This window comes from Micromonospora sp. CA-269861 (genome assembly GCF_050948505.1).
GTDB lineage: Bacteria > Actinomycetota > Actinomycetes > Mycobacteriales > Micromonosporaceae > Micromonospora.
This window is the reverse complement of the sequence record NZ_CP192014.1, coordinates 1,839,381-1,862,141: the sequence shown is the minus strand read 5'-3', so window position 1 is coordinate 1,862,141 and position 22,761 is coordinate 1,839,381. Positions and strand designations below refer to the sequence as shown.

Annotated in this window: 20 protein-coding genes and 5 tRNA genes; 12 read left to right on the top strand and 13 right to left on the bottom strand. The window is 73.0% G+C overall.

All coding sequences use genetic code 11. The features are described 5' to 3' along the window. Positions 1-40: 40 nt before the first annotated feature. The 4 genes from ACQP0U_RS08555 to ACQP0U_RS08540 form a co-directional block, all read right to left on the bottom strand. Positions 41-1,042 carry a YihY/virulence factor BrkB family protein gene (locus ACQP0U_RS08555; protein ID WP_433317278.1) on the bottom strand — a complete coding sequence of 334 codons (1,002 nt, stop codon included), beginning with the start codon at positions 1,040-1,042 and terminating at the stop codon, positions 41-43. Next, the gene (locus ACQP0U_RS08550; protein WP_433317276.1) at positions 1,035-2,039 is read right to left on the bottom strand and encodes a diacylglycerol/lipid kinase family protein; all 1,005 of its coding nucleotides are present in this window, start codon (positions 2,037-2,039) and stop codon (positions 1,035-1,037) included. Before ACQP0U_RS08550 ends, ACQP0U_RS08555 begins: the two co-directional genes overlap by 8 nt. 93 nt (positions 2,040-2,132) lie before the next feature. Next, the gene (locus ACQP0U_RS08545) at positions 2,133-2,711 is read right to left on the bottom strand and encodes a Clp protease N-terminal domain-containing protein (RefSeq protein ID WP_433320714.1); all 579 of its coding nucleotides are present in this window, start codon (positions 2,709-2,711) and stop codon (positions 2,133-2,135) included. Continuing rightward, the gene (locus tag ACQP0U_RS08540; RefSeq protein WP_357263759.1) at positions 2,711-2,947 is read right to left on the bottom strand and encodes an HTH domain-containing protein; all 237 of its coding nucleotides are present in this window, start codon (positions 2,945-2,947) and stop codon (positions 2,711-2,713) included. The genes ACQP0U_RS08545 and ACQP0U_RS08540 overlap by 1 nt, the downstream gene beginning before the upstream one ends. Positions 2,948-3,099: 152 nt before the next feature. Between ACQP0U_RS08540 and ACQP0U_RS08535 the strand changes: the two genes are divergently transcribed. From ACQP0U_RS08535 to ACQP0U_RS08525, 3 genes are all read left to right on the top strand, one after another. Next, complete coding sequence (locus ACQP0U_RS08535) at positions 3,100-3,960, top strand: universal stress protein (RefSeq protein ID WP_433317275.1); 861 nt, start codon at positions 3,100-3,102, stop codon at positions 3,958-3,960. Between the two features lie 62 nt (positions 3,961-4,022). After that, entirely contained in the window at positions 4,023-6,416 is a 2,394-nt protein-coding gene (locus ACQP0U_RS08530; RefSeq protein ID WP_433320711.1) for a phosphoketolase family protein, read from the top strand. Between the two features lie 11 nt (positions 6,417-6,427). Beyond that, complete coding sequence (locus ACQP0U_RS08525) at positions 6,428-7,282, top strand: universal stress protein (protein WP_433317273.1); 855 nt, start codon at positions 6,428-6,430, stop codon at positions 7,280-7,282. Between the two features lie 25 nt (positions 7,283-7,307). On the opposite strand, the gene ACQP0U_RS08520 is transcribed toward ACQP0U_RS08525, so the two are convergent. From ACQP0U_RS08520 to ACQP0U_RS08510, 3 genes are all read right to left on the bottom strand, one after another. After that, positions 7,308-8,300, bottom strand: coding sequence for an NAD-dependent epimerase/dehydratase family protein (locus ACQP0U_RS08520; RefSeq protein ID WP_433317271.1), 993 nt, complete (start codon positions 8,298-8,300; stop codon positions 7,308-7,310). Between the two features lie 93 nt (positions 8,301-8,393). Beyond that, positions 8,394-8,861, bottom strand: coding sequence for a hypothetical protein (locus ACQP0U_RS08515; protein WP_433317269.1), 468 nt, complete (start codon positions 8,859-8,861; stop codon positions 8,394-8,396). Continuing rightward, entirely contained in the window at positions 8,858-9,376 is a 519-nt protein-coding gene (locus ACQP0U_RS08510) for an RNA polymerase sigma factor (RefSeq protein WP_433317267.1), read from the bottom strand. Before ACQP0U_RS08510 ends, ACQP0U_RS08515 begins: the two co-directional genes overlap by 4 nt. A gap of 207 nt (positions 9,377-9,583) precedes the next feature. Here ACQP0U_RS08510 and ACQP0U_RS08505 point away from each other — a divergent pair, with 207 nt between their 5' ends. The 4 genes from ACQP0U_RS08505 to ACQP0U_RS08490 are packed head-to-tail and all read left to right on the top strand — an operon-like array spanning position 9,584 to position 17,160. Then, the gene (locus ACQP0U_RS08505) at positions 9,584-10,516 is read left to right on the top strand and encodes an ABC transporter ATP-binding protein (RefSeq protein ID WP_433317266.1); all 933 of its coding nucleotides are present in this window, start codon (positions 9,584-9,586) and stop codon (positions 10,514-10,516) included. Next, positions 10,513-11,235 (top strand): ABC transporter ATP-binding protein, encoded by a 723-nt coding sequence (locus ACQP0U_RS08500; protein WP_433317264.1) that lies wholly within the window; start codon positions 10,513-10,515, stop codon positions 11,233-11,235. The genes ACQP0U_RS08505 and ACQP0U_RS08500 overlap by 4 nt, the downstream gene beginning before the upstream one ends. Before the next feature lie 7 nt (positions 11,236-11,242). Further along, positions 11,243-14,407, top strand: a complete 3,165-nt coding sequence (locus ACQP0U_RS08495; RefSeq protein ID WP_433317262.1) for a permease — start codon at positions 11,243-11,245, stop codon at positions 14,405-14,407. Continuing rightward, complete coding sequence (locus ACQP0U_RS08490) at positions 14,404-17,160, top strand: FtsX-like permease family protein (protein WP_433317261.1); 2,757 nt, start codon at positions 14,404-14,406, stop codon at positions 17,158-17,160. The genes ACQP0U_RS08495 and ACQP0U_RS08490 overlap by 4 nt, the downstream gene beginning before the upstream one ends. A gap of 54 nt (positions 17,161-17,214) precedes the next feature. Here the strand turns inward: ACQP0U_RS08490 and ACQP0U_RS08485 are convergent. Together ACQP0U_RS08485 and ACQP0U_RS08480 are read right to left on the bottom strand one after the other, a co-directional pair. Next, positions 17,215-17,289: transfer RNA gene (locus ACQP0U_RS08485), tRNA-Val, on the bottom strand. Positions 17,290-17,315: 26 nt separating this feature from the next. After that, a tRNA-Gly gene (locus ACQP0U_RS08480) sits at positions 17,316-17,388 on the bottom strand. A 147-nt stretch (positions 17,389-17,535) separates the two neighbouring features. On the opposite strand from ACQP0U_RS08480, the gene ACQP0U_RS08475 reads away from it, so the two are divergent. The 3 genes from ACQP0U_RS08475 (at position 17,536) to ACQP0U_RS08465 (ending at position 19,541) form a co-directional block, all read left to right on the top strand. Beyond that, a complete protein-coding gene (locus tag ACQP0U_RS08475; RefSeq protein WP_433317259.1) occupies positions 17,536-17,778 on the top strand; it encodes a DUF6458 family protein in 243 nt (80 codons plus the stop codon). 234 nt (positions 17,779-18,012) lie between these two features. After that, complete coding sequence (locus tag ACQP0U_RS08470; protein ID WP_433317258.1) at positions 18,013-18,747, top strand: GNAT family N-acetyltransferase; 735 nt, start codon at positions 18,013-18,015, stop codon at positions 18,745-18,747. A gap of 290 nt (positions 18,748-19,037) precedes the next feature. Beyond that, positions 19,038-19,541 (top strand): winged helix-turn-helix domain-containing protein, encoded by a 504-nt coding sequence (locus tag ACQP0U_RS08465; protein WP_433320708.1) that lies wholly within the window; start codon positions 19,038-19,040, stop codon positions 19,539-19,541. A 64-nt stretch (positions 19,542-19,605) separates the two neighbouring features. Here the strand turns inward: ACQP0U_RS08465 and ACQP0U_RS08460 are convergent. From ACQP0U_RS08460 to ACQP0U_RS08450, 3 genes are all read right to left on the bottom strand, one after another. After that, positions 19,606-19,680: transfer RNA gene (locus ACQP0U_RS08460), tRNA-Val, on the bottom strand. Positions 19,681-19,693: 13 nt separating this feature from the next. Further along, positions 19,694-19,764: transfer RNA gene (locus ACQP0U_RS08455), tRNA-Cys, on the bottom strand. A 34-nt stretch (positions 19,765-19,798) separates the two neighbouring features. After that, positions 19,799-19,871, bottom strand: a tRNA-Gly gene (locus ACQP0U_RS08450). A gap of 387 nt (positions 19,872-20,258) precedes the next feature. Here ACQP0U_RS08450 and ACQP0U_RS08445 point away from each other — a divergent pair. Together ACQP0U_RS08445 and ACQP0U_RS08440 are read left to right on the top strand one after the other, a co-directional pair. Beyond that, positions 20,259-20,861 carry a TetR/AcrR family transcriptional regulator gene (locus ACQP0U_RS08445; RefSeq protein ID WP_433317256.1) on the top strand — a complete coding sequence of 201 codons (603 nt, stop codon included), beginning with the start codon at positions 20,259-20,261 and terminating at the stop codon, positions 20,859-20,861. 82 nt (positions 20,862-20,943) lie between these two features. Further along, a complete protein-coding gene (locus ACQP0U_RS08440) occupies positions 20,944-21,525 on the top strand; it encodes a TIGR03086 family metal-binding protein (RefSeq protein WP_433317254.1) in 582 nt (193 codons plus the stop codon). A gap of 33 nt (positions 21,526-21,558) precedes the next feature. Here ACQP0U_RS08440 and ACQP0U_RS08435 read toward each other — a convergent pair whose 3' ends face one another. Continuing rightward, positions 21,559-22,695, bottom strand: a complete 1,137-nt coding sequence (locus ACQP0U_RS08435) for an alkane 1-monooxygenase (protein WP_433317252.1) — start codon at positions 22,693-22,695, stop codon at positions 21,559-21,561. Between the last annotated feature and the right edge of the window lie 66 nt (positions 22,696-22,761).

The window sequence follows — 22,761 nt, the reverse complement described above, 5'->3', positions numbered from 1 at the left end:
CGCATTACCCGATCCGCGTCCGTCGTACACGCCGGTGCCGCTAGAGCGCCGACATGTCCCCGGTGTCGTACAGCTCGGCGCGGTCCGGGTCGGGCTCCCACAGGTCCGGTTGGGCGGGCTCCTGCACACCGATGCGCAGCGCCTCCAGTTGGGCGGCGAAGGCCAGCCCACCGAAGAGCGCCATCCCGGTCAGGTTGGCCCAGAGCAGCAGCGCCATCATGCCGGTCAGTGCGCCGTAGGTCTGCCCGAAACCGTCACTGAACCGCACGTACGCGGCGAGCAGCAGGCTGGCCAGCCACCACAGCGCCGTGGCGATGCCGGCCCCGAACAGCAGCCAGGACAGGCCGGGCTGGTTGCGGCGCGGCGCGTGTCGGAACAGCACGGCGACGGCGACGACTGTCAGCGCGAGGCTCAGCGGGAAGCGGATCACGTCCCAGATGCCGTTGGCGAACGCACCCCACTCGTAGTGTTCGCGGACCGAGTCGCCCATCGCGCCGCCACCGACCAGGATCAGGAAGCCGGCGAGCGCGGGCAGGCCGGCGGTGACGGCCAGTACGGCGGCCCGCAGGTATTTCCGCAGCGCCGGGCGGTCCCGTTCGACGCCGTAGATGCGGTTGGCGCCCCGTTCGATCTGGGCCATCGTGGTGGTGAGCGCGAACAGGCCGGTGAGCAGACCGAGGGTGAGCGCCAGCTCTCCCGCGTCCTCGACGCGCTCACCCTCGCCGAGCAGTTCGGCGACCATCTGCGCGCTCTGGCCGGGGGTGAGCGCCAGGACGGTGTCGGCGACCACCTGGCCGCCCTCCTCGACGCCCAGCTCGCTGATCAGGCCGGTGAGGGCGATCAGGAACGGCACCACGGCGAGGCAGAGTTGCAGCGCGAAAGCCCGGGCGTGGCTGAACCCGTCGCCGTAGCGGAACCGGATGAACGCGTCCCGTAGCAGGTGCCAGCCGCCCTGCCCGCGCAGTGTGTGCCAGGCGTCGTCGGCGGACAGCTCCTCGTCGGCCATCAGCCGGGTCTCCGGCACGATCCGGGTGCTACTCACGGCGTGCTTCCTCGATCAGCTGCTCGCCCCGCTCCCTGGCGCTCCGCGCGTCGACGGCCAGGTCCGGGGCGTCCTCGGGCTGGGGGACGCAGAGCCAGAGCGCCTGGGGCCGCACCTCCGCCCGCAGTTGCCGGCCCGGGGAGATCAGGTCGCCGTCCAACTCCCGGGGCTGCGCCCGGTTGCTGGTGACCACCACGCGTCGGCCCCGGAACACCTCCAGCTGCGGCACCTGGCCGTTGCGGCGGATCACCGCCCAGCCGAGCGCGAGCCAGTGTCGCAGGTTGCGCGGGGTGAGCACGGCGACGTCGAGCCAGCCGTCGTCCGGTTCGGCCTCGGTGAGCAGGGTCAGGCCGCCCTGCAACCGGCCGACGTTGGCGATCAGCACCGAACGGGCCCGGCGGCGCAACGGCGGCCGGTCGTCGATGCGGATCTGCACCCGCATCGGCCGGTCCCGTAGGTGACGGGCGGCGCCCACCACGTACGCCGGCCAGCCGATGCGGGCCTTGGTGGTCTCGTTGGTGGCGGCGAGCATCTGGGCGTCGAAGCCCATGCCGGCCATCACTGTGAAGTACTGGTCCTCGACCGCGCCGACGTCGAGCAGCCGTCGACCGCGTTCGACAGCTACCTGCAGCCCGGCGGCCAGGTCGGTGGAGAGCCCCAGGTTGGCGGCGAGCAGGTTGCCGGTGCCCTGCGGCAGCACGGCGAGGGCCACGTCGGTGCCGACCAACCCGCTGACGCAGGACATCACGGTGCCGTCGCCCCCGCAGGCGAAGACCAGGTCGACGCCGGCCTTGACGGCCTGCTCGGTCTGACCGCGACCCGGGTCGTCGGCTGTCGTCTCGTACCACTGCGGCGCGGGCCAACCGGCCGCGGCCAGGGCGTCGTCGACGGTTCGGCGCAACTCGTCGAGATCGTCGATCTTCACCGGGTTGACCACGACGGCGGAGCGCAGCCCGCCGTCGCCGCCTGAGGGCCGCCTGTCCTGTCCAGCATCCACGGCGTCAGTGTGCAGCACCCGGACGGCTTCAGCGACCCGGTGACCGGCAGGCGTCGGAAGTGCCACAGACAGGTTTCAAGACGCCCCCACCCGTCATGCCGCCGCCCGCAGTGCGACCTCCACCCGTCGGCGAAGATCGTCGAGGTCGACCCCGGACTCGGTGAGCACCAACGCACCCAGCCCGTTCCCCTCCCGGAGCACTCCGAGCAGGATGTGCTCGGTGCCGATGTGCTTGTGACGCAGCCGCAGGGCCTCCCGCAGGGACAGCTCCAGCGCCTTCTTGGAACGGGGCGAGAACGGGCCGCCGAGATACCGCTTACGCCCCCAGCGGCGGCGTGGCGCCGGCACCGCCTCCCGTAGGGCGTCCGGGCCGAAGGACTGCTCGATGCGGGCCACGATGGCGGCCAGGTCGATGCCGATCTCCCGCAGGGCAGCCGCGTCCGCGTCGCCGAGGCCCGCGCCGCCGCTGGCGGTGTGCCGGCGGACGCGTTCGCGCAGGTCGTCGGCGCGCACTCCGGCGTCGGCGAGCACCCGGCTGGCCAGCCCGGCGTCGTCGGCGAGCAGGGCGAGCAGCAGGTGCTCGGTGCCGACCGGCCGCTGGCCCTCGACCCGCGCCTCCTCCAGCGCCCGTCGCACCACGTCACGCGCCCGGTCGGTGAACCGTTCGAACATCACGCCTCCCAGGATGAGTTGACCGCCGGTCGCCCGGCGTGCTTCTTGTGCACTGCCTGTCGGCTGACCTCGAGCGTGTCGGCGATCTCCTGCCAGGACCAGCCCTGTCGTCGGGCGTTGTCCACCTGGACCACCTCGAGCCGCTCGAGCAGCCGGCGTAGCGCGCGGACGGCGCGCAGCCCGACCCGGGGGTCGGTGCTGCCGGCTTCCGCCGCGAGTTCTGTCGCCTGACTCATGCCGTCAACATACGTTGACAGCACGGCCCGTGTCAACCCTGGTTGACGAGAGGCGACGCAGCCGATCCGACCCGCCATCGTGCTCATCGGACTACCCTCGGTCAGGGGACAGCTTGGTCGTGCCGGGCGCGACGCCCGGGAGGTGATATCGGATGGCCGCACCCGCCGACGCAGCGGTGCTCGTCGGCCTCGGGTCGGAACTCGACCTCCCGGTCGTCGAACAGGCCGCGCAGGAGGCGGCCGGGCACGGTCGGCCACTGCACCTGCTGCACATGTTCGACTGGCGCGCGGCCTTCGCCGCGGACACCGTCGCCGCGCCCCGCGACCAGGCCGAGGAGCTGATCACTCGCGCCGCGCAACTCGCCCACCAGACCGAGCCGGGGCTGACCGTACGCGGCGAGATCGTCGAGAGCGCCATGCTGGCCACCCTCATTCGCCGCTCAGAGGTGGCCTTTCTGCTGGCCGTCGGCGACAGCGGAATGGCGGGCAGCGGCCAGAGCGTCCCGGCCGGTACGCCTGCCGTGCAGTTGGCCGCACGGGCCGGCTGCCCGCTGCTGGTGGTCCGTCGTGAGCCGCCACCGCCGGGCCCGGTGCTGGTCGGGGTGGACGGCTCACCCAGCTCGCACCTGGCCCTGCGGTGGGCCGTGGAGTGCGCGGCCCGCCGGGACGCCCGACTGCTGGCGCTGCGGGTGGTGGAGTACGACGAGGACACCGACGCGGTCGCCGAGCAACTCAGCGAGGCGCTGGCCCAGCACACCGGCCGCCACAGCTCGGTGCCGATCGAGTGCCGCGTGGTACGCGGCGACCCCGCCGACGTGCTGATCGACACGTCCCGCAGCGCGCAGGTGGCGCTGGTCGCCGCCCGGGGCGACGAACCCGGCCGGGCGATGCTGGGCGCGGTCGCCCAGTCCCTGCTCTACCACTCCCCGGCCCCGGTGGTCGTCGTCCGCGGCCTGGCCGAGGCGCCGCTGACCGGGCCCGGCGCCCGCCCGGCGCGGGACCACCAGCCCTGACCCCGGGGCGTCCGCAATGGCCAGGCTGGACGCCCCACTCCTACCCCGCGAGAGGCAGCATGATGGACACCGCTCTCGACGTGCACCGCGCCCTCACCGACGACGAGCTGCGCCGGCTGGACGCCTACTGGCGCGCCGCGAACTACCTCACCGTCGGGCAGATCTACCTGCTGGACAATCCGCTGCTGCGGGAGCCGCTGACCCCCGACGACATCAAACCCCGGCTGCTCGGGCACTGGGGGACCAGCCCTGGCCTCAACCTGATCTACGCCCACCTCAACCGGGTGATCGTGGCACGCGACCTCAACGCCATGCTGGTCACCGGCCCCGGCCACGGCGGCCCGGCCATCGTGGCCAACACCTGGCTGGAGGGCACCTGGTCGGAGCGCTACCACGACGTGGCGCGCGACGAGGTCGGGATGTCCCGGCTCTTTCGTCAGTTCTCCTTCCCGGGCGGCATCCCCAGCCACGTCGCGGCGGACGTGCCGGGTTCGATCCACGAGGGCGGCGAGCTGGGGTACGCGTTGAGCCACGCCTACGGCGCCGCGTTCGACAACCCGGACCTGCTGGTGGCCTGCGTGATCGGCGACGGGGAGGCGGAGACCGGGCCACTGGCCGGCAGTTGGCTCTCCGACGTGTTCCTCAACCCGGCACGCGACGGCGCGGTGCTGCCCATCCTGCACCTCAACGGTTACAAGATCGCCAACCCGACCGTGCTGGCCCGGATCCCCGAGACCGACCTGCTCGACATCCTGCGCGGATCGGGCTACCAGCCGTACGTGGTGGCCGGCGACGAGCCCGCGCAGGTGCACCGGACCCTCGCGGCGACGCTGGACCGCGTACTCGACGAGATCGCGGAGATCCAGCGGCGGGCCCGCTCCGGGGGTGTCGTCGAACGTCCCCGCTGGCCGATGATCGTCCTACGGACGCCGAAGGGCTGGACCGGCCCGCGTGAGGTCGACGGCACCCAGGTGGAGGGCACCTACCGCGCCCACCAGGTGCCGCTGTCGGGCGTACGCGACAACCCGGCGCACCGGGCCGAGCTGGAGCACTGGCTGCGCAGCTACCGGCCGGAGGAGCTGTTCGACGCGACAGGCGCGCCGGTGGACGAGCTGCTGACGCTGCCGCCGCGCGGCGACCGGCGGATGAGCGCCAACCCGGTCACCAACGGGGGTCTGGTGCTGCGCGACCTGACCCTGCCGGACTTCCGCGACTACGCCGTGGAGGTTCCCGAACCGGGTACGCCGATCGCCGGGGCGACCGGGGCGCTCGGCCCGTGGATCCGCGACGTGATCAGCGCCAACCCGGAGACGTTCCGGCTGTTCGGCCCGGACGAGGTCGCGTCCAACCGACTGGGCGCCGCGTTCGAGGTGACCGACCGGGCCTGGGTGGCCGCCACAGTGCCCGGCGACGACCACCTCTCCCCCGACGGGCGGGTCATGGAGGTGCTCTCCGAGCACCTGTGCCAGGGCTGGCTGGAAGGCTACCTGCTGACCGGCAGGCACGGCGTGTTCACCAGCTACGAGGCGTTCATCCACATCGTCGACTCGATGCTCAACCAGCACGCCAAGTGGCTGAAGGTGACCCGGGCCATCCCCTGGCGGCAGCCGATCGCCTCGCTGAACTACCTGCTGTCCAGCCACGTCTGGCGGCAGGACCACAACGGCTTCTCCCACCAGGACCCGGGCTTCATCGACCACGTGGTCAACAAGAAGGCCGAGGTGGTGCGGGTCTATCTGCCACCGGACGCGAACACGCTGCTCGCCACGATGGACCACTGCCTGCGCAGCCGGCACTACATCAACGTGGTGGTGGCCGGTAAGCAGGCGGCGCCGAACTGGCTGACGATGACCGAGGCGATCCAGCACACCCGGCGTGGCCTGGGCATCTGGGAGTGGGCCAGCAACGACGGCGGCACCGAGCCGGACGTGGTGCTCGCCTGCTGCGGAGACGTGCCCACCCTGGAGACGTTGGCAGCCGTCGAGCTGCTGCGCCAGAACCTCCCGGAGTTGAGGGTGCGCCTGGTCAACGTGGTCGACCTGATGCGGCTCCAGCCGGACACCGAGCACCCGCACGGCCTGACCGACAACGAGTTCGACACCATCTTCACCGAGGACCGGCCGATCATCTTCGCGTACCACGGGTATCCGTGGCTGATCCACCGCCTCACCTACCGCCGCAGCAACCACGACAACCTGCACGTGCGCGGTTACAAGGAGGAGGGCACCACCACCACCCCGTTCGACATGGTGATGCTCAACGACCTGGACCGCTTCCACCTGGTCATCGACGTCATCGACCGGGTGCCCGGGCTGGCCGCCCGCGCCGCGCACCTGCGCCAACGGATGGTCGACGCCCGGCAGGCGGCCCGCGACTACACCCGCCAGTACGGCGAGGACGACCCCCAGGTCGCCGAGTGGCGCTGGATCCGCGAAACCGACCCGACCACCCCCTGAAGGAGGACGACGTGCGCGACGCGGAGATCCTGGTCGGCTACGACGGCTCCACCGACGCCTCGGTGGCCCTGAACTGGGCGGTGGAGGAGGCGCGGCACAGCGGCCAGCCGGTGCGGCTGGCGTACGTCTTCGAATGGCTGACCGTGGCGAGCTGGGTCGGCCCGGGCGTGGCGCCCGGCGTGTGGCCCGACGACACCGCCCGCCGGCAGGTCGAGGACCTGGTCCGCAAGGCCGCGACGGACGCCTCCGCCGCGCACCCCGGGCTGCGGATCACCGGCGAGGTGTACGACGGACCGCCCGCGCTGGTGCTGCAGGAACGCTCGGCCGAGGCCGGGATGCTGGTGCTCGGCAGCCGAGGTCACGGCGGATTCGGCGGCCTGCTGGCCGGCTCGACGGCGGTGTCGGTCGCCGCGCACGCCCACTGCCCGGTAGTGGTCGTCCGGGATGGTGCCGACAGCGCCGCGACCGACCCGTCGAGCCCGGTGGTGGTCGGGGTGGACGGCTCGGGACCGTCGCTGGTGGCGCTCGGCTTCGCGGCCGAACGGGCGGCGCAACGGCAGATGCCGCTGCGGGTCCTGCACGCCTGGACACAGGGCCCCGGCGGGGCGGCCGGGGTGCCCGACGAGCGGGCCGCCGTGGAGCAGGCGCTGGAGCCGTGGCGGCGGACGTTCCCCGAGCTGGCCGTGACCGTCGACCTGGTGTCGACAAGCCCGGCGGCGATGCTGATCGAGGCGAGTCGGGACGCCCGGCTGGTCGTGGCCGGCAGCCGGGGCCGGGGCGGACTGGCCGGCATGCTGCTCGGCTCGGTCAGCCAACAGCTCATCCAACACGCCAACTGCCCGGTCGCGGTGGTCCGCGAACGCTGACCGTGCCACTCGCCGAGGGGTTCGGTCAGGCGGCGAGCACCGCGGCCTCCACTGCCGGATCCAGACCGATCGAGCTGCGCTGCGGTCGCCCGGCACGCGGCGGAACCGCACCGACCTCACGGAGCCAGCGCCAGGTGTCCTCGACGGTCTCGGTCACCGGCCGGCAGGTCAACCCGGCGGTGAGGGCCCGGGTCACGTCCTGCTCCAGCAGACCCCGGTACGGGTGGCCGCGCGGCATCCAGATCGGCAGGTCGCTCCAGGGCTGCACACCGGCGGCGAGGATCGACGCCGGATCGGTCCAGCGCAGCCGGGCGTCGGCACCGGTGGCGGCCACGCACGCGTCGAGCAGCTCACCCATCGTGGTCTGCCCCGGACGACCGATCGCGTTGAACGTCCCGCCCAACCGGCGGGCGCCGGCGTCCACCATCCAGCCGGCCAGGTCGCGGACGTCGACGTACTGCACCGGCAGGTCGGCCGGCCCGGGGGCGAGCACGTCCCCACCCCGCTCGATCCGCCGGAGCCACCAGGGCAGCCGGCCGATGTCCTCCCCCGGGCCCAGGATCAGACCGGCCCGGGCGACCAGCGAGCGCTCCCCGAACACCTCCCGCACCGCGCGCTCGGCACCGGCCTTGAGCTGCGGGTAGTCGCCGTCGACGGAGCCCGGGTCGGCGTCCACCACCGGGGAGTCCTCATGCAACCCCGCGGTGGCGTGGTCGGTGTAGACCGACCCGCTGGACACGTACACGTAGTGGCCGACCGTGTCGACCAGGGCGCGGGCGGCGTCGCCGGCCGCCCGCGGCGCGCCGTCCCAGGTGTCCACCGCGACGTCCCACTCGCCGCCGGCCAACGCCGCCAGGCCGTCCGGCGCGGTGCGGTCACCCCGCAACCGGTGTACGTCGGGAGGCACCGCGCCGTGCAGCCCCCGGTTGAACACCGTCACGGACCAGCCACGGCGCAGCGCCTCGGTGACCGTGGCCCCGCCCACGAAGCCCGTACCGCCAAGCACCAGAAGTCTCATGCGCTCCACTCTGCCGGCACCTGTCGGCGGAGGGCACCCCTGTTCACCGGCAGCGGATCTGCCCGTGGCAGAACCGCGAGGTGGTGCCGCCGTTCACTCGTCGCCTGTCGCCGGCCCGGCCAGCGCGTTCCTGCGCAGCAGCAGCGCTGCCCTCGCCCGGCGGGCGGCCCGCAGGTGCACGGCCGCCACGACGCCGAGCACGAGCACAACGCCCAGCAGCCACGGCTCGAACTGGTGCCGTACCAGGGTGATGACCAGCGCGCCGACGCTGAATGCCAGCCACGCGCCGACGCCGAGCCAACCGGCGACCACCCGATCCCGGGCGAACAGCGGAGTCCGTCGGGTCACTGCCCAACCGCCGAACGCCGCCCAGCACAAGCCGATCGCCACCAGGACGGCGAAGGCCACGTTCGTGCGCATCGGCAACCCGGGCTCGGTCGCCCAGAGCAGACCGATCAGGGCGCTCGCGGTGAGGGCGGTGAACGCCAGGGCCAGGTAGCCGACCCGCCTGCGCAACGACAACGGCGCGTCCAGTCGCGCCAGCACCTCTTCCGGAGTCATGCTTCGTACCCCTTCCGCACCAGCTCGTGACGTAACAACCTGCGGGCCCGGTTGAGCCGCGACTTGACCGTGCCGACGGGTACGGCGCAGATCTGCGCGCAGGCGTCCAGCGGCAGATCCTCCAGATAGAACAGCAGGAGCACCTCCCGTTCCCGGGCCGGAAGCGCCGCCAGCGCGCCGGCGACCGTCTCCCGGTTGACGACCCCCTCGGCCTCGTCGTCGCCCGGCAGGTCGTCGATCGGTTCGGACTCCGGTCGGGCGTACGCCTCCCGCAGCCGGTTCAGCACCGCCCGGCGGGCGATGGTGAACAGCCACGGGGTGAACCGGTCCGGCTGCCGCAACCTCGGCAGCCCTCTCAAAACCGCCAGCCAGATCTCCTGCACCACATCGTCGTCGGACCCGCCGAGCATCCGCCCGACGTACCGCTCGACCGCCGGATGCCAGCCCTGCACCAGCTCGGTGAACGCCTCCCGTTCACCCAGCTGGCAGCGGACCACCAGCAACTCATCGCTCATCGGCCCTCCTTCGCCTGTTCAGTCGGCGTGGGAGCCCGGCAGGTTCACGACCGCCACAGCGAAGACCGGCCTCGGCAGGTGGAGAGTCCCTCGTCCAGCATGCAGGAAGGCCGCCCCGGGCATGGTCAACGGAACCGCCGATTGCGAAACTGCTTCAATCTGCGTCAGTACGGGCCATCGAGGCGCGCAACCCGGACGGAGAAGGCAATGTCCAGCACACCGCTGTCCCTGCCGCAGCCGTCCGCGCGAGCGCCCGAGTTCGGCCGGGACGCGCTCATCGTCTGCGAGAACCTGGTGCGGATCTACCAGACCGGTTCGATCGAGGTGCAGGCGTTGCAGGGACTGGACCTGGCCGTGGAGAGCGGTGAGCTGGTCGCCGTCGTCGGCGCCTCCGGGTCCGGCAAGTCGACGCTGCTCTCCATCCTGGCCGGCATCGACGCCCCCACCGCCGGGCGGGTCCGGGTCGACAGGTGGAATCTGCTGACGATGTCCCGCGCGGACCGGGTGGACTACCGGCGGCACACCGTCGGGTTCGTACGGCAGCAGACGGCGAGCAACCTGATCCCTTACCTGACCGCACGCGAGATGGTGGACCTGCCGATGACGGCGGCCCGCACCGCGAAGCGGGAACGCCGGGAGCGCGCGGCCGAACTGCTGGACAGCCTCGGTGTCGCCGACTGCGCCGATCGACGCCCCGGGCAGCTCTCCGGAGGGCAGCAGATGCGGGTCGCGATCGCTGTGGCGCTGGCCAACCAGCCGCGGGTCCTGCTCGCCGACGAGCCGACCGGCGAGCTGGACGCCGCCACGTCCGCGGAGGTCTTCGGCGTGCTGCGGGACGTCAACCGGCGCTACGGCGTCACGGTTGTCGTGGTGACCCACGATCCGGAGGTCAGCGGCCAGGTCGAACGGACCGTCGCGATCCGGGACGGGCGTACCAGCAGCGAGGTGCTGCGCCGCGCCACCACCGACGCGGAGGGCGACACGCACATGATCGCTGAGGAGTACGCGGTGATGGACCGGGCCGGGCGGGTCCAGGTGCCCCGCGAGTTCCGCCAGGCGCTGGCGCTGACCCGACGGGTCCGGCTGGCCCTGGAACCCGACCACATCACGATCCGCCCCGACGCGGTGCACGGCGAATGAGCAGCGAGCCGCTGCTCAGCGTGCGCGGCGTCCACCGGCGCTTCCGGACCGGGCCGAGCGTCGTACACGCCCTGCGGGGTGTGTCGTTCGACGTGGCCGCCGGTTCGATGGTGGCGCTCGTCGGCCGGTCCGGCTCGGGCAAGACCACACTGCTCAACGTCATCGGCGGCCTGGACCGCCCGGACGCCGGCACCGTGCACGTCGACGGCACCGACGTCACAGCGCTCGACGAGGACGGCCTGTCCCGGCTGCGGCGCGAGAAGGTGTCCTACGTCTTCCAGAGCTTCGGATTGATCCCGGTGCTGTCGGCCGCGGAGAACGTCGCGGCCCCGCTGCGGATGGCCCGCGTCGCCCCCACCGAGCGCGAGCGACGGGTCGAGTTGCTGCTGGAGCTGATCGGCCTGGCCGACCACGCCCGGCAGCGCCCGGCCGAGCTGTCCGGCGGCCAGCAGCAGCGGGTCGCGATCGCCCGCGCGCTGGCCGCCTCGCCCCAGCTTCTGCTCGCCGACGAACCCACCGGGCAACTGGACGCCGAGACAGGCCTGTCGGTGATGGCCCTGCTGCGCGGGATCGTGGAGTCCGAAGGCGTCACCGTGCTGGTGTCGACGCACGACGCGGTGATGATGGCCCTGGCCGACCGGGTGATCCGCATCCACGACGGGCACCTTGACGAACAGGCGGCCGGACAGCCGTACGCGCCGGTGCCGGACGCCGGGTGACGCGACGATGAGGCTGGTCAGCAGGCGCGCCCGCGCGCAGTGGCCGCTGCTGGCAGCCCTCCTCGCGGTCGTCACGATCGGCGCGACCCTACTGGGCACCTGCACCCTGCTGATCACCCGCACCGCCGAGCGGGCGCTGGAGGTCGCCATGGCCCGCGCCGCCCCCGCCGCCGTCGACGTGACCGTCTACACCGGCACCGTCGAGGGCCCGGACACGCCGTCCGTCGCCGCCGACACCCGCACCGCGGTGGCCTCCGCGCTCGCACCGTTCCCGGTGACGACGACCGCGCGGGCGTCGACGGTTCTGCGGGCGCTGCCGCCCACGCTCACCAAGGGCACCACCGTGCCGGCTCAGGCGTACCTGTCGGGGTTGGACGACCTGCCGACCCGAGGCGAGCTGGTCACCGGGCGCTGGCCACAGCACCCCGGCGACGCGGTGCTGCTGGAGTCCACCGCACAACTGCTCGGCCTCACCCCCGGCCGCCGGGTGCGCCTCGGCGCCGAGCTGGCCCACGCGCCCGTCCCGGCCATCGACGTGGTCGTCGTCGGTGTGGTACGCCCGCTGCCCGGGCGTGGGTGGGACCGCGACCCGCTGGCCGCTGCCGGCTCCGCCACCGGCTACCGGGACGGCCGCTTCATGCAGCCGGTCAACGCCTACGGCCCGTTCCTCGTCGACCTCGCCGACCTGGTCACCACCGGCGCCACAGTCGACCGGCTGGAGGTCACCGCCCATCCGGACCTGTCCGACAGCAACCGCCACGACCTGGAGACCGTGGCCGGGGCCGTCAGCAGTGCCGACCGCCGGCTGGCGGGCACCCTCGGCGACCGCGTCCAGCTCGCACGTGTCGCCTCCGACCTGCCACTGACCCTGCGGTCCGCCGACGACCAACGGGACACCACCGCCGCCGTCGTGCTCGCCATCGCCGTCCTCGGCGGTGTCCTGGCGGCGACGGCACTCGTCCTCGCCGGCCGGCTGACCACTGGCATACGCGCCGACGAGACCGCCCTGCGGTCCGCCCTGGGCACCAGCCGTCGCCAACTCGCCGCCACCGCGACACTCGAGGCCGGGCTCGTCGCCGGCGTCGCCGCCGCGCTCGCGATACCGGCCTCGTCGGCCCTGCACGCCGGCTTGACCCACCTGCCGCCGCTGGACGGCGCCGGCCTGACGGTCCGACCGGCCATCGTCGGCGCCCAGGTCCTCGCGGTCGTCGGCGGCGCGCTGGTGCTCGCCGCCGTACTCACCCTCCTGGCGATCCGGCCCGTCCCGGCAGCCGGCGACCAGCGCACCCGCCGCGAACTGCTGGCCCGATCCGGTGCCGACCTGATGCTCGCGGTGTTCGCCGCCGCCGGGTGGTGGCAGCTGTACGCGCAGTCCACCGCCGCCAGCCCACGCGCCGACGCGGTCCGGGTGCTCGCACCGGCGCTACTGCTCACCGCAGGCGCCGCCCTGGCTCTCCGGGTGGTACTGCCCGCCCTGCGCGCCGCCGACCGGCTGGCGCACCGCGCCCGCGGGCTGGCGCTTCCACTGGCGGTCTCCGAGGCCGCCCGCCGGCCCCAGGCGGTCGCCGCCGGGCTGCTCGTCGGGCTGGCCTGCGCGGCGGGAACCTTCGGCCTCGCCTTCGACAGCACGTGGCACCAGTCGCAACGCGACCAGGCCGCGCTCTCCGTCGGCACCGACCTCGCACTCACCCTCAGCACGGCGCCGGTGGCCGGAGATGGCGCGGTCGTCAGCGCGGCCACCGCGGGAGCCGTGAGTCCGGCTCTCGACCGAGGTACCACAGTCGGTCAGTGGCTCGGCAACGCCGGCGACGCGCCGCGCCTGGTCGCCGTCGACACCACCCGCGCCGACGCGCTGCTGCGCGGGCGGCTGGACGGCGACCGCGGATGGGCGGACGTGGGCACCAGGCTGGCGCCACGCACCCGGGTCACCGGCCTCGCCATTCCGAAAGGCGCCCCGCTCGTCCTGAGCGGGACCGCCGCCGACGCCACCCCACTCGTTGTGACGCCCCGGCTGCTGCTGCAGGACGCCACCGGCCTACGCACGTCCTGTACCGGTCCCGCCGTACCGCTCGACGGGCAGGAGTTTCGGCTGCCCGCCTGCGCGACGGCTGACGGGCTGCGCCTCGTCGCAGTCGCCCTGCCGGTCACCACCGACGCGGTCGGCGGACCCGTCGCCGTAGCCCTCACACTCACCCTGCCGCCCGCCGGAACGGCGGAGAGGTCCACCGACGGATCGGATTGGACCGCCACGTCCGCGCCGCCGGTCCCGAGCAGGTTGCGCGACCCGACCGTCATGGTGTCCGCCACGCCGACGGGAACCGCGCTGCGGATGGCCGCGACAGTCGAGCTCGGCGGCGCCGAGGACGCCGCCCGGACCCTCGTCGCCACCGCCTTCCCGGACCCGGGCCCGGTGCCCGTCGCCGTCTCCGCCCGCTTCGCCAGCGAGGTCGGTGCCGACAGCGGCAGCCAGCTCAGCGTCACGGTCGGCATCACGCCCGTCCCGATCGTCGTCACCGAGGTCGTGCCGACCGTACCGTCCGCCCCCGGCGCCGTCGCCGTCCTGGCCGACCTGGACACGCTGTCGCGCGCACGCGCCGTCACCGGCGACCTGACGTTCCCGGTCGACGCCTGGTGGATCGGCCACCCAGCCGATCCCGGTGCCACCGAGCGGGCCACCGCCCTGCACCTGGGCACCGTGGAGACCCGCGAGGCGGAGACCGCCCGCCTCATCGGCGGCCCGCTGCGCGCCGGGCTGCCGGCCGCGCTCCGGCTCATCGTCCCGGCCGCGGCCCTGCTGCTGCTCGCCGGCGTCGTCCTGCACGTCACCTGTGATCTACAGGTCCGCGCCGTCGAGGTGACGCGGCTGCGCGGCCTGGGGATGTCCCGGCGCGGCATCCGGGCCGTGCTGCTCGGCCAGCACGCCGGCGTCCTGCTGCCCCTGCTCGCGGCGGGCGCGGCCGTCGGCGCGCTCGCCACCCGCCTCGTCGCTCCCCTGCTCGTACGCTCCGACACCGGCGCCGCGCCCGTCCCGGCCACCCAGCCGCACTGGCCGTGGCCGGCCGAGACCGCACTGCTGGCCGTACTGCTGACCGGATGCATGCTGGCGGTCGCCGTCGTGGTCACCGTCCAGGTCCGCCGGGCCGACGCCGCGCACCTGCGGGTGTCGCCGTGAAGCGGTGGCTGACCCGCCGGTGGCCCGCGCCGCACTGGCCCAGCATCCGCGGCCGTGGCCGCACCGACGCCGGCCCGCTGCTGCTCACCGCCGCCGTCATCGCGGCCGTCGCACTGCTCGCCGGGGCCGCGCCACCGCTGCTCGGTGCCGCCGCCGACAACGCCGTCCAGGACACGGTCCGCCGCGCCGGCTACGACTCGAACGTCCTCGTACACGCCAACTGGGAACGCGACGACGGGCCGACCGGCGGGCGGGTCCGGATGCCCCACCTCGCCGAGGAGGTCGACGACTTCACCGCCCGGGCGACATACGCGCTCGGGCCCGACCTGGACGCCGCGCTGCTCCCGCCCGTCGCCGCCGTCGACGGCCCGATCCTCGGCATCACCGACGGCAGCGCACCGCGTACCTTCCAGTTCACCTACCTGGCCGGTGACCTCGGCGGCCCGGCCGTGACCTGGATCGCCGGCAGCCCGCCCGGCCCCACCGTCTCCGACCAGTACGTCGAGACCCCCTACGACGGACAGCCCTGGCCGGTGCAGGTCGGCCTCTCCGAGGCGGACGCCGCAGCGCTCCACCTCGGCCCCGGCGATCGAATCCCGGCCAAGGACGCCAAGGGACGCGACAAGGACCTCCGGATCAGCGGGATCTACCGACCCGCGGACAGCGCCGACCCGGCCTGGCGACTCGCCCCGGCATTACTGCGCCCCGTGCCCGGCGCCGACGGCGCGGGGACCACCCGGTTCGCCGGCCTGCTGTCGCGCGAGTCGTTACCGGACGCCCGGCTCGCCGTCGACGAGGACCAACTGCGACGCACTGTCCACTTCGCACCCATTTCCGACGCGCTCACCTGGGACGCCACCGCGACGCTCGCCAGCCAGGTGGTCGAGCTCAAGGCAACCTCCGGCTCGTCGAGCGACCGCGACGCATCCCTGAAGTGGGCATCGCAGCTCGACACCGTCCTGCGCGACGCCCGTGCACGCAACAGCGCCGCTTCCGCGCAGGCCGCCGTCCTGCTCGCCGGGGTGCTGACCGCCACGGTACTGGTCCTGCTGCTCGCCGCCGACCTGCTGGTACGCCGCCGTACCCCGGTGCTGAGCGCCGCCCGGCAGCGCGGGGCGGCGCTACCCGACCTCGGTGCGGAACTGCTCATCGAGTCCACAGTGGTGTCCCTGTCGGCCGCCGCCGTCGGGCTCGCGCTCGCCCGCGCGGCCGCCCCGGGCGTCTCCTGGACCTGGGCCGTTCCCGTGGTCCTGGCCGGTGCCGTCGCCGGGCCGGCATTCGGCACCCTCGCCGCCGCACGCGCCAGCCGCGACCGGCGCCAACCCGCCAACCCGGCGGCTCGGCGCTGGATCCGGGCCACCGGCCAGTTGCGCCGCGCCGCCGTGGAGGCCGCTGTCCTGATCGCCGCGGTCGCCGCCTTCGTCACACTGCACCAGCGCGGGCTCCAGCCCGTCGCCTCCGACGGCGACACCGGTGAGCTGACCGGCGACCTGATCCTGCCGATCAGCGCCCTCGCCCTGGGCGCGCTCGTCGGCGCGCTCGTCCTGCTCCGGCTGCTGCCCCTCGGGGCGCGGTTCGCGCTCCGACAGGCAATGCGCTCGCGCCGCCCGCTGGCCGTGTTCAGTGCCGCCCAGGCCGCCACAACAGCCGGGCGCGCGCTGCCGCTGCTGGTCCTGGTCAGCACCACGGCGCTCGCGTCGTTCGCGCTCATCCTCGGCGCCACCGTCACCCGGGGTCTGACCGACGGCGCGTGGAGCACAGTCGGTGCCGACGCCCGCCTCGACGTCGGCACCGACGCCGAGGCCGGCACGCCCGCACTCGCCGAGCGCATCGCCGCCGCGCCCGGGGTAGGTCAGGTTGTCGTCGCCCAGGTGACCGACTCGGCACGCGTCTCCACCGAATCGACACTGCTCACCCCACGCCTGGTCATCGTGGACGCCGCCGCGTTCCAGCGCCTGCTCGCCACCACTCCGCTGCCCGACGCGCCGGCACTGGCCCGGCTCACGGCACCCGGCGCTGGCGGGGACGTCCCCGCGCTGGTCCGATCGAGCAACGGCGACCTGCGGACCGGCACGCGGCTGCAGCTACCCCGGGACAACGCGCCAGCCATCCGTCTCGTCGCGGTCGGTACCGCTCCTCCCGTCGGCGGCACCGACGACGTCGTCATCGTGGACGCCGCGGCGCTCGCCGACGCCGGGCTGCCCGCCGTCCCGAACACCGTCTGGGTGACCGGCCCCGGCGCGGAGCGGGCCGTGTCGAACACCGGCGTCGCCGCCGACGTCGTGCTGCGCGCGGACGTCCTGCGGGCGCAACGAGTTGCTCCGCTGACCGCAGGGCTCCTCCGGCTGGCGTGGACGGCCGCCGCGGTACTGCTGGCGCTGGGGTTGCTCGGCCTCACGCTCTCCGCCGCCGCCGGTGCGTCGGAGCGGTGGCAGACCCTGACCCGGCTACGAACCCTCGGCCTGCGGCCACGCGACGCCCGCTGGGTCGCCGCCGGAGAGCTGCTGCCGCCGGTCGTGGTCGCCGCGGTGTGGAGCCCGCTCCTCGGCGCCCTACTCGCACGCCTGACGCTCGGCCCGCTCGACCTGCGGCTGCTCACCGGCCAAGCCGTCGACCCGGCGGCGGTCCTGCCGTGGTGGCTGCTGGGCCTGGTGAGCGTGGCGCTGCTGGCGACGGCCGCCACGGTCGTACCCGTCGAGTCGGCCCTGCGGCGACGCGACAGGCTGAGCGAGGTACTCCGCGCCGGCGAGTAACCGAAGCCCGTTACCGGACATCCGGTAACGGGCCACCTGATCTGCTCGCATGGATGGTGGGCGATACTGGGTTTGAACCAGTGACCTCTTCCGTGTCAAGGAAGCGCGCTCCCACTGCGCCAATCGCCCGTGGTGGCCCCGAGGGGCACATCGCGAGCGGACGACGGGATTCGAACCCGCGACCCTCACCTTGGCAAGGTGATGCGCTACCAGCTGCGCTACGTCCGCACGTCCCCGGCAAGCGCCGGCGACAGGTGAACTCTACCCGATGCCAAGATCGCTTGGCGCGGCACCCTGGCCGGTCGTGGTTGCGCTGGTGCCTGCCGGGGTACTGAGTGGCTCGACAGCGCACCACATCCCCCTAAGGAGGCTGTCGTGGGTATCGGCACCAGCATCTTCCTGATCGCGCTCGGCGCGATCCTCACCTTCGCACTGGACGCCAGCGTCGGCGGCATCAACCTCGACGTGGTCGGCTGGATCCTGATGGGAGCCGGCGTCCTCGGCCTCATCATGACCACGCTGATCTGGGGTCGCCGCCGCCAGGTCGTCAGCACCACCGAGCAGCCGGTGGAGTACCGCCGGGTCGAGGAGCGGCGGGACATCGCACCGCCGCTGTGATCCGACGACTCTCCATCGCCACGGAGCCGCCAGATCACGTGGTTCCGAGCCGGCCGCCGCGCTGACGGCGGCCGGCTCATCCGCTACGCGATCGGTGGCAGCGCCGGAGGGATACGTTCGGCGAGTCGAGTCACTGAACCGCCAGCGATCAACGCGCGGGGACCGCACGGCCGACTCATCGAGCCGTTTCCGCTGGCTGACAGGGGTGCCAGACCCCGAGTTACGATCCAGGTCATGGAGCCTCTCGGCACGGTGCTGGCCGCGCACCGGGCGTACCTGCTCGGTTGGAACATCGGCGTCGCCGGGGGTTCCGACCTTCCGACCTACCGCAGCGACGTGCCGCACGCACCCCTCAACGGCGTGCTGCGGGTGGCCGAGCGCACGCCGCAGGACGCGCTCGCCGAGGCCCGGAAGCGCCTGCACGGCGTACCCCGGGTCTGGTGGGTCGGCCCGGACAGCGACCCCGGCACCGCGGACGGCCTGATCTCCCTCGGCGCGGTGGAGGTCACCCGCATGCCGATCATGACGATGGGGATCGGGGAGGCGGCCGACGTGCCGACCCCCGCCGGCGTGCACATCGCCGAGACCACCGACCTCGCCGCGTTCGTCCAGGCGTACGCCCGGGTGTCCGGAATCCCGGCGGACGGCGTGGCGGCCACGATCGAACGGGAGAAGGCGTTCACCGGCGACGGCACAGTGCTCCGGCTGGCCGGCCGCCTCGACGACGGGCAGGTCGTCGGCACAGCCGTCGCCTGGATCAGCCACGGTCTGGTCACGCTCTACTTCGTCGGCACCCAGCCGGAGCAGCGCCGCAGGGGCATCGGCGCCGCCATGACCGCTGTCGCGCTCGATCTGGCCAGCGAGCGGGGTGCCCGCACCGCCGCACTCACCTCGTCGGCCATCGGCGAATCGGTCTACCGCAGCCTCGGCTTCCGGCCGGTAGGCGAGTTCCGCCTGTTGACCTTCTGAAGCACCACGCCACACCACCCACGGCCGCGCCCGCACCCGCACCCGCACCCGCACCCGCACCCGCACCCGCACCAAGATCGTGCTCAATCCAGGATGTAGTGGCCTTACCGGTGGGCGATGCCACTACATCCTGGTTCGAGCGCGATCTTGCAGGCGCGGGGCGCGTACGGCGATTGTCGCGGGCGAACCCATTGACTACGGCGGTCAGACAGCGTTGTCTTTTCTGTGGCACCTGGGGAAGGAGAGCGGTGGTTGACGATGTGTCCCTCGTGTTCTGCGTAAGCGCTGACGTGTCGGTACGCGAGCGAATGGTGCGGCGACTGAACGGGCTCGGCACCCTGGTGATCTGCGCCGACCTCGCCGAGTTGCAGGCGATGATCGGCCCGGCCGTGGTCGACGGGCCGGCCCCACTGCTCACCCAGGCCGCGCCGGCCGCCGCACCCGCTCCCGCCGCCGCTCCCGCCGCCGCTGCTCCCGCCGCCGCTGTGACCGCAGAGCGGATCAGCCTGCGTGACCTTGAGATCTATCCGCTCGATCACCTGGTGACGTGGCGGGGGCAACCGCTGACCCTGACTCGACTTGAGCGCAACCTGCTCACCCAGCTCGCCACCGCCCCGGTAGGCGTCTGGACGTACGAGAGGCTCTTCGAGTCGGTCTGGGGTTGCGCGTACCTCGGCGACACGTCGATTCTGCACTCGGCGGTGAAGCGGTTACGGCAGAAGCTGCGCGCCGCCGACGACACACTGCGCGTGCACACCGTGCGGGGCATCGGCTACCGGCTCAGCGTCGACTGATGACCGTTGCGCCACAAGCGGAACGGCTCGTCACCGGGTCTTCCGGTAACGAGCCGTTCTCCTCTGGTGGGCGATACTGGGTTTGAACCAGTGACCTCTTCCGTGTCAAGGAAGCGCGCTCCCACTGCGCCAATCGCCCGTGCTTGTTGCCGAGGTGGGGACGGGATTTGAACCCGCGTACACGGCTTTGCAGGCCGTTGCCTCGCCTCTCGGCCACCCCACCGAGGTTGCCCCCGTCATACGTGGCGGCAGCTCCGAGCGGACGACGGGATTCGAACCCGCGACCCTCACCTTGGCAAGGTGATGCGCTACCAGCTGCGCTACGTCCGCACGCCCCCGGACGTTCCCGGGTGACGGATGAGAACTTTAGCCGAGCCGGTGTTTGACTGCCAACTCGGGGTCGCCTCGGCGCGTCCCGGGTGGCTGGGGCTGGACCGGAGCCACCCCCGGCGGGCTTCCTAGGGGGCTGATCTGGTGGCCGGATTTCGCACCGACGGTCACCCTCCGACATCACTAGGCAATGATCGTCATCATCGCGTCGCATGGCCGACCGTCAACGTCTCCGCACTTCGACACCGGGCAGCGGACCTCGACGAACACTCTCCGTGGAACGACCGACGGCACCCGGAGGAAGTGTCCGGCTTCCGACTGTCACTGCGCCTGTCGAGGCGTGGTGGTAACTGTTCGTGTTCGGGTGGATGGGCTACGGTAACGGTCGTGACGAGACGTGCGGCCGAGATCCGCCTGGATGCCCTGCTGCGCACCGCCTGTGACGTGATCGTGGAGCGCGGTCTGGCCAACACCCGGACGGCGGACGTGGCGAATGCCGCGGGCGTGAGTCAGGCGTTGGTTTTCTACCACTTTGCCACCAAGGAGCGGTTGCTGGCGCAGGCCTTCGCGTACGCGGTCGAACAGGACCTGGCCCGGCTGGACGCGGTGACCCGCTCCTCGGCCCCACCGCTGACCAAGCTCCGCCGGATCCTCAAGCTCTACACCCCGGCCGGGCGGGCTACCTCCTGGTCGATGTGGATCGACGGCTGGTCCGAGTCGCTGCGTACCCCGGAGTTGGAGAAGGTCTCCCGGCGGCTCGACCTGCGCTGGCGGCAGGACCTGGCCGCGGTCATCAGCGCCGGGGTGGCCGAGGGCACCTTCCAGTGCGCCGACGCCGACGGGGCCGCGTGGCGGATCAGCGCGGTGATGGACGGCCTCGCCGTCCAACTCGCTGTGCACGACCGGGTGATCTCCCGCCGACAGTTCGGCGAGTGGGTCCGGCTGGTCACCGCCCGAGAGCTCGGCCTGGACCCGGCCGACCTGGACTGAGCTGGGCGACCAGCACCCATCTTCCGCATCAGGCCGGGCAAAACGGGCTCGATCCGCCCCGCCGACCGGAACAATCGGCAGCATGGATCTCGTGGAGGCGTACCGCCGGAGCCTGGCCGAATTCATCGACCGGGTGGACCAGATCGAGCCCGGCCAGTGGTCCGACCCGACGCCCTGCTCGGACTGGGACGTCCGCACGCTCGTCAACCACGTGGTGACCGAGGACCGGTGGAGCGTCCCGCTGCTCGCCGGCCGGACCATCGACGAGGTCGGCGACCGGCTCGACGGTGACCAGCTCGGTGCCGACCCGATCGCGACGGCGCGGGAGGCCGCCGCGCAGGCCGAGATCGCCGCCACCCACCCCGGTTCGATCGACCGCACAGTGCACCTCTCCGGCGGCGACGCCCCGGCCACCGAGTACCTCCAGCAACTCCTCGCCGAGCACCTCGTGCACGGCTGGGACGTGGCGGTGGCCATCGGCGCGCAGCCGCAGCTCGACCCGGACGCGGTGCACGCCGCCGCCCGGTGGTTCGCCGGGCAGATCGACGCCTACCGGCGCAACAACCTGGTCCACACCGGGGTACGGGTGCCCGACGACGCCGACGAGCAGGACCACCTGCTGGCCGCATTCGGCCGCGACCCCGACTGGGCGCCGGGCGACTGACCGCGCACGGAGCGCCTGGCCACGGCGCGGCGGTCAGCTCCGGCGGCGGTGGACGTTGGCCCGCGTCCGGTCGCCGCCGTAGTGGGCGAGCACCCGGTGGTCCATCACCCGGCGCCACAGCGGTGGCACCAGCGCGACGACCACCATCGTGGCGTAACCGGCCGGCAACTGCGGCGCGGTGTCGAAGCTGCGCAGCGCCTGGTAGCGGCGCAGCGGGTTGGCGTGATGGTCGCTGTGCCGCTGGAGCTGGAAGAGGAAGACGTTGGTGACAGTGCGGTCGCTGTTCCAGCTGTGCCGGGGGTCGACCTTCTCGTAACGGCCGGCGGCGGTGCGCTGCCGGGCCAGTCCGTAGTGCTCCAGGTAGTTGACCACCTCGAGCAGGGAGAAGCCGACCACCGCCTGGAGCGCCAGGAACGGCAGCACGCCGGGGCCGAAGGCAAGGGTCAGCGCCGCGTACAGCACCAGGGTCATGGCCCAGGCGTTGAGCACGTCGTTGCGGTGGGTCCAAGGTGACCGGCCACGGACGCGGAACCGGCTGGTCTCCAACCGCCAGGCCGAGCGCAGGCTCCCGAAGACGGTACGCGGCCAGAACGCCCAGAAGCTCTCCCCCAGCCGGGAACTGGCCGGGTCCTCCCGGGTCGCGACGCGCACGTGGTGGCCCCGGTTGTGCTCCACGTAGAAGTGCCCGTAGCCGGTGGGCGCCAGGGCCACCTTGGACAGCCAGCGCTCCACCCGTTCCCGCTTATGGCCCAGCTCGTGGGCGGTGTTGATGGCGATGCCGTTGACCACGCCAACGGTGGCGACGAGGCCGGCCGCGCCGGCCACCGAGAGCCCGTCGCGGGTCCACACCGCACAGCAGAGCACCACTGCCGCGTACTGGGCCGGGAGGTAGAGGTAGGTGAGCCACCGGTAGTAGCCGTCGGCGGACAGCCGGGGCACCGCCTCCTCCGGTGGGTTCTGCCGGTCGTCGCCGCGCAGCAGGTCGATCACCGGGATCAGGCCGAAGACCACGACCGGGGTGAACCACCAGGCCCAGGCCCCGCCGCCGGCCCGCCACAGGGCGAAGCCGGCGAAGGGCAGCGTCGGCACCAGCAGCGCCAGCGGCCAGAGCGGTTTGCGCGGGTCCCGCCAGGCGGCGGGCTCGACTGTCGGATCGGCATCGACGGCCATGGCCACCCTCCGCTCTCACGTCCTGCGTCGACTCTGGCAGCCGACCCGCACTTTTACAAGAGTGGT

What these genes read in the sequence shown, in the direction of transcription:
- ACQP0U_RS08540 (WP_357263759.1), bottom strand. Translation starts at nt 2,947, where the DNA reads ATGAGTCAGGCGACAGAACTCGCGGCGGAAGCCGGCAGCACCGACCCC.
- ACQP0U_RS08505 (WP_433317266.1), top strand. Translation starts at nt 9,584, where the DNA reads ATGTCCAGCACACCGCTGTCCCTGCCGCAGCCGTCCGCGCGAGCGCCC.
- ACQP0U_RS08435 (WP_433317252.1), bottom strand. Translation starts at nt 22,695, where the DNA reads ATGGCCGTCGATGCCGATCCGACAGTCGAGCCCGCCGCCTGGCGGGAC.
- ACQP0U_RS08495 (WP_433317262.1), top strand. Translation starts at nt 11,243, where the DNA reads ATGAGGCTGGTCAGCAGGCGCGCCCGCGCGCAGTGGCCGCTGCTGGCA.
- ACQP0U_RS08510 (WP_433317267.1), bottom strand. Translation starts at nt 9,376, where the DNA reads ATGAGCGATGAGTTGCTGGTGGTCCGCTGCCAGCTGGGTGAACGGGAG.
- ACQP0U_RS08470 (WP_433317258.1), top strand. Translation starts at nt 18,013, where the DNA reads ATGGAGCCTCTCGGCACGGTGCTGGCCGCGCACCGGGCGTACCTGCTC.
- ACQP0U_RS08520 (WP_433317271.1), bottom strand. Translation starts at nt 8,300, where the DNA reads ATGAGACTTCTGGTGCTTGGCGGTACGGGCTTCGTGGGCGGGGCCACG.
- ACQP0U_RS08440 (WP_433317254.1), top strand. Translation starts at nt 20,944, where the DNA reads ATGGATCTCGTGGAGGCGTACCGCCGGAGCCTGGCCGAATTCATCGAC.
- ACQP0U_RS08530 (WP_433320711.1), top strand. Translation starts at nt 4,023, where the DNA reads ATGGACACCGCTCTCGACGTGCACCGCGCCCTCACCGACGACGAGCTG.
- ACQP0U_RS08500 (WP_433317264.1), top strand. Translation starts at nt 10,513, where the DNA reads ATGAGCAGCGAGCCGCTGCTCAGCGTGCGCGGCGTCCACCGGCGCTTC.
- ACQP0U_RS08545 (WP_433320714.1), bottom strand. Translation starts at nt 2,711, where the DNA reads ATGTTCGAACGGTTCACCGACCGGGCGCGTGACGTGGTGCGACGGGCG.
- ACQP0U_RS08515 (WP_433317269.1), bottom strand. Translation starts at nt 8,861, where the DNA reads ATGACTCCGGAAGAGGTGCTGGCGCGACTGGACGCGCCGTTGTCGTTG.
- ACQP0U_RS08535 (WP_433317275.1), top strand. Translation starts at nt 3,100, where the DNA reads ATGGCCGCACCCGCCGACGCAGCGGTGCTCGTCGGCCTCGGGTCGGAA.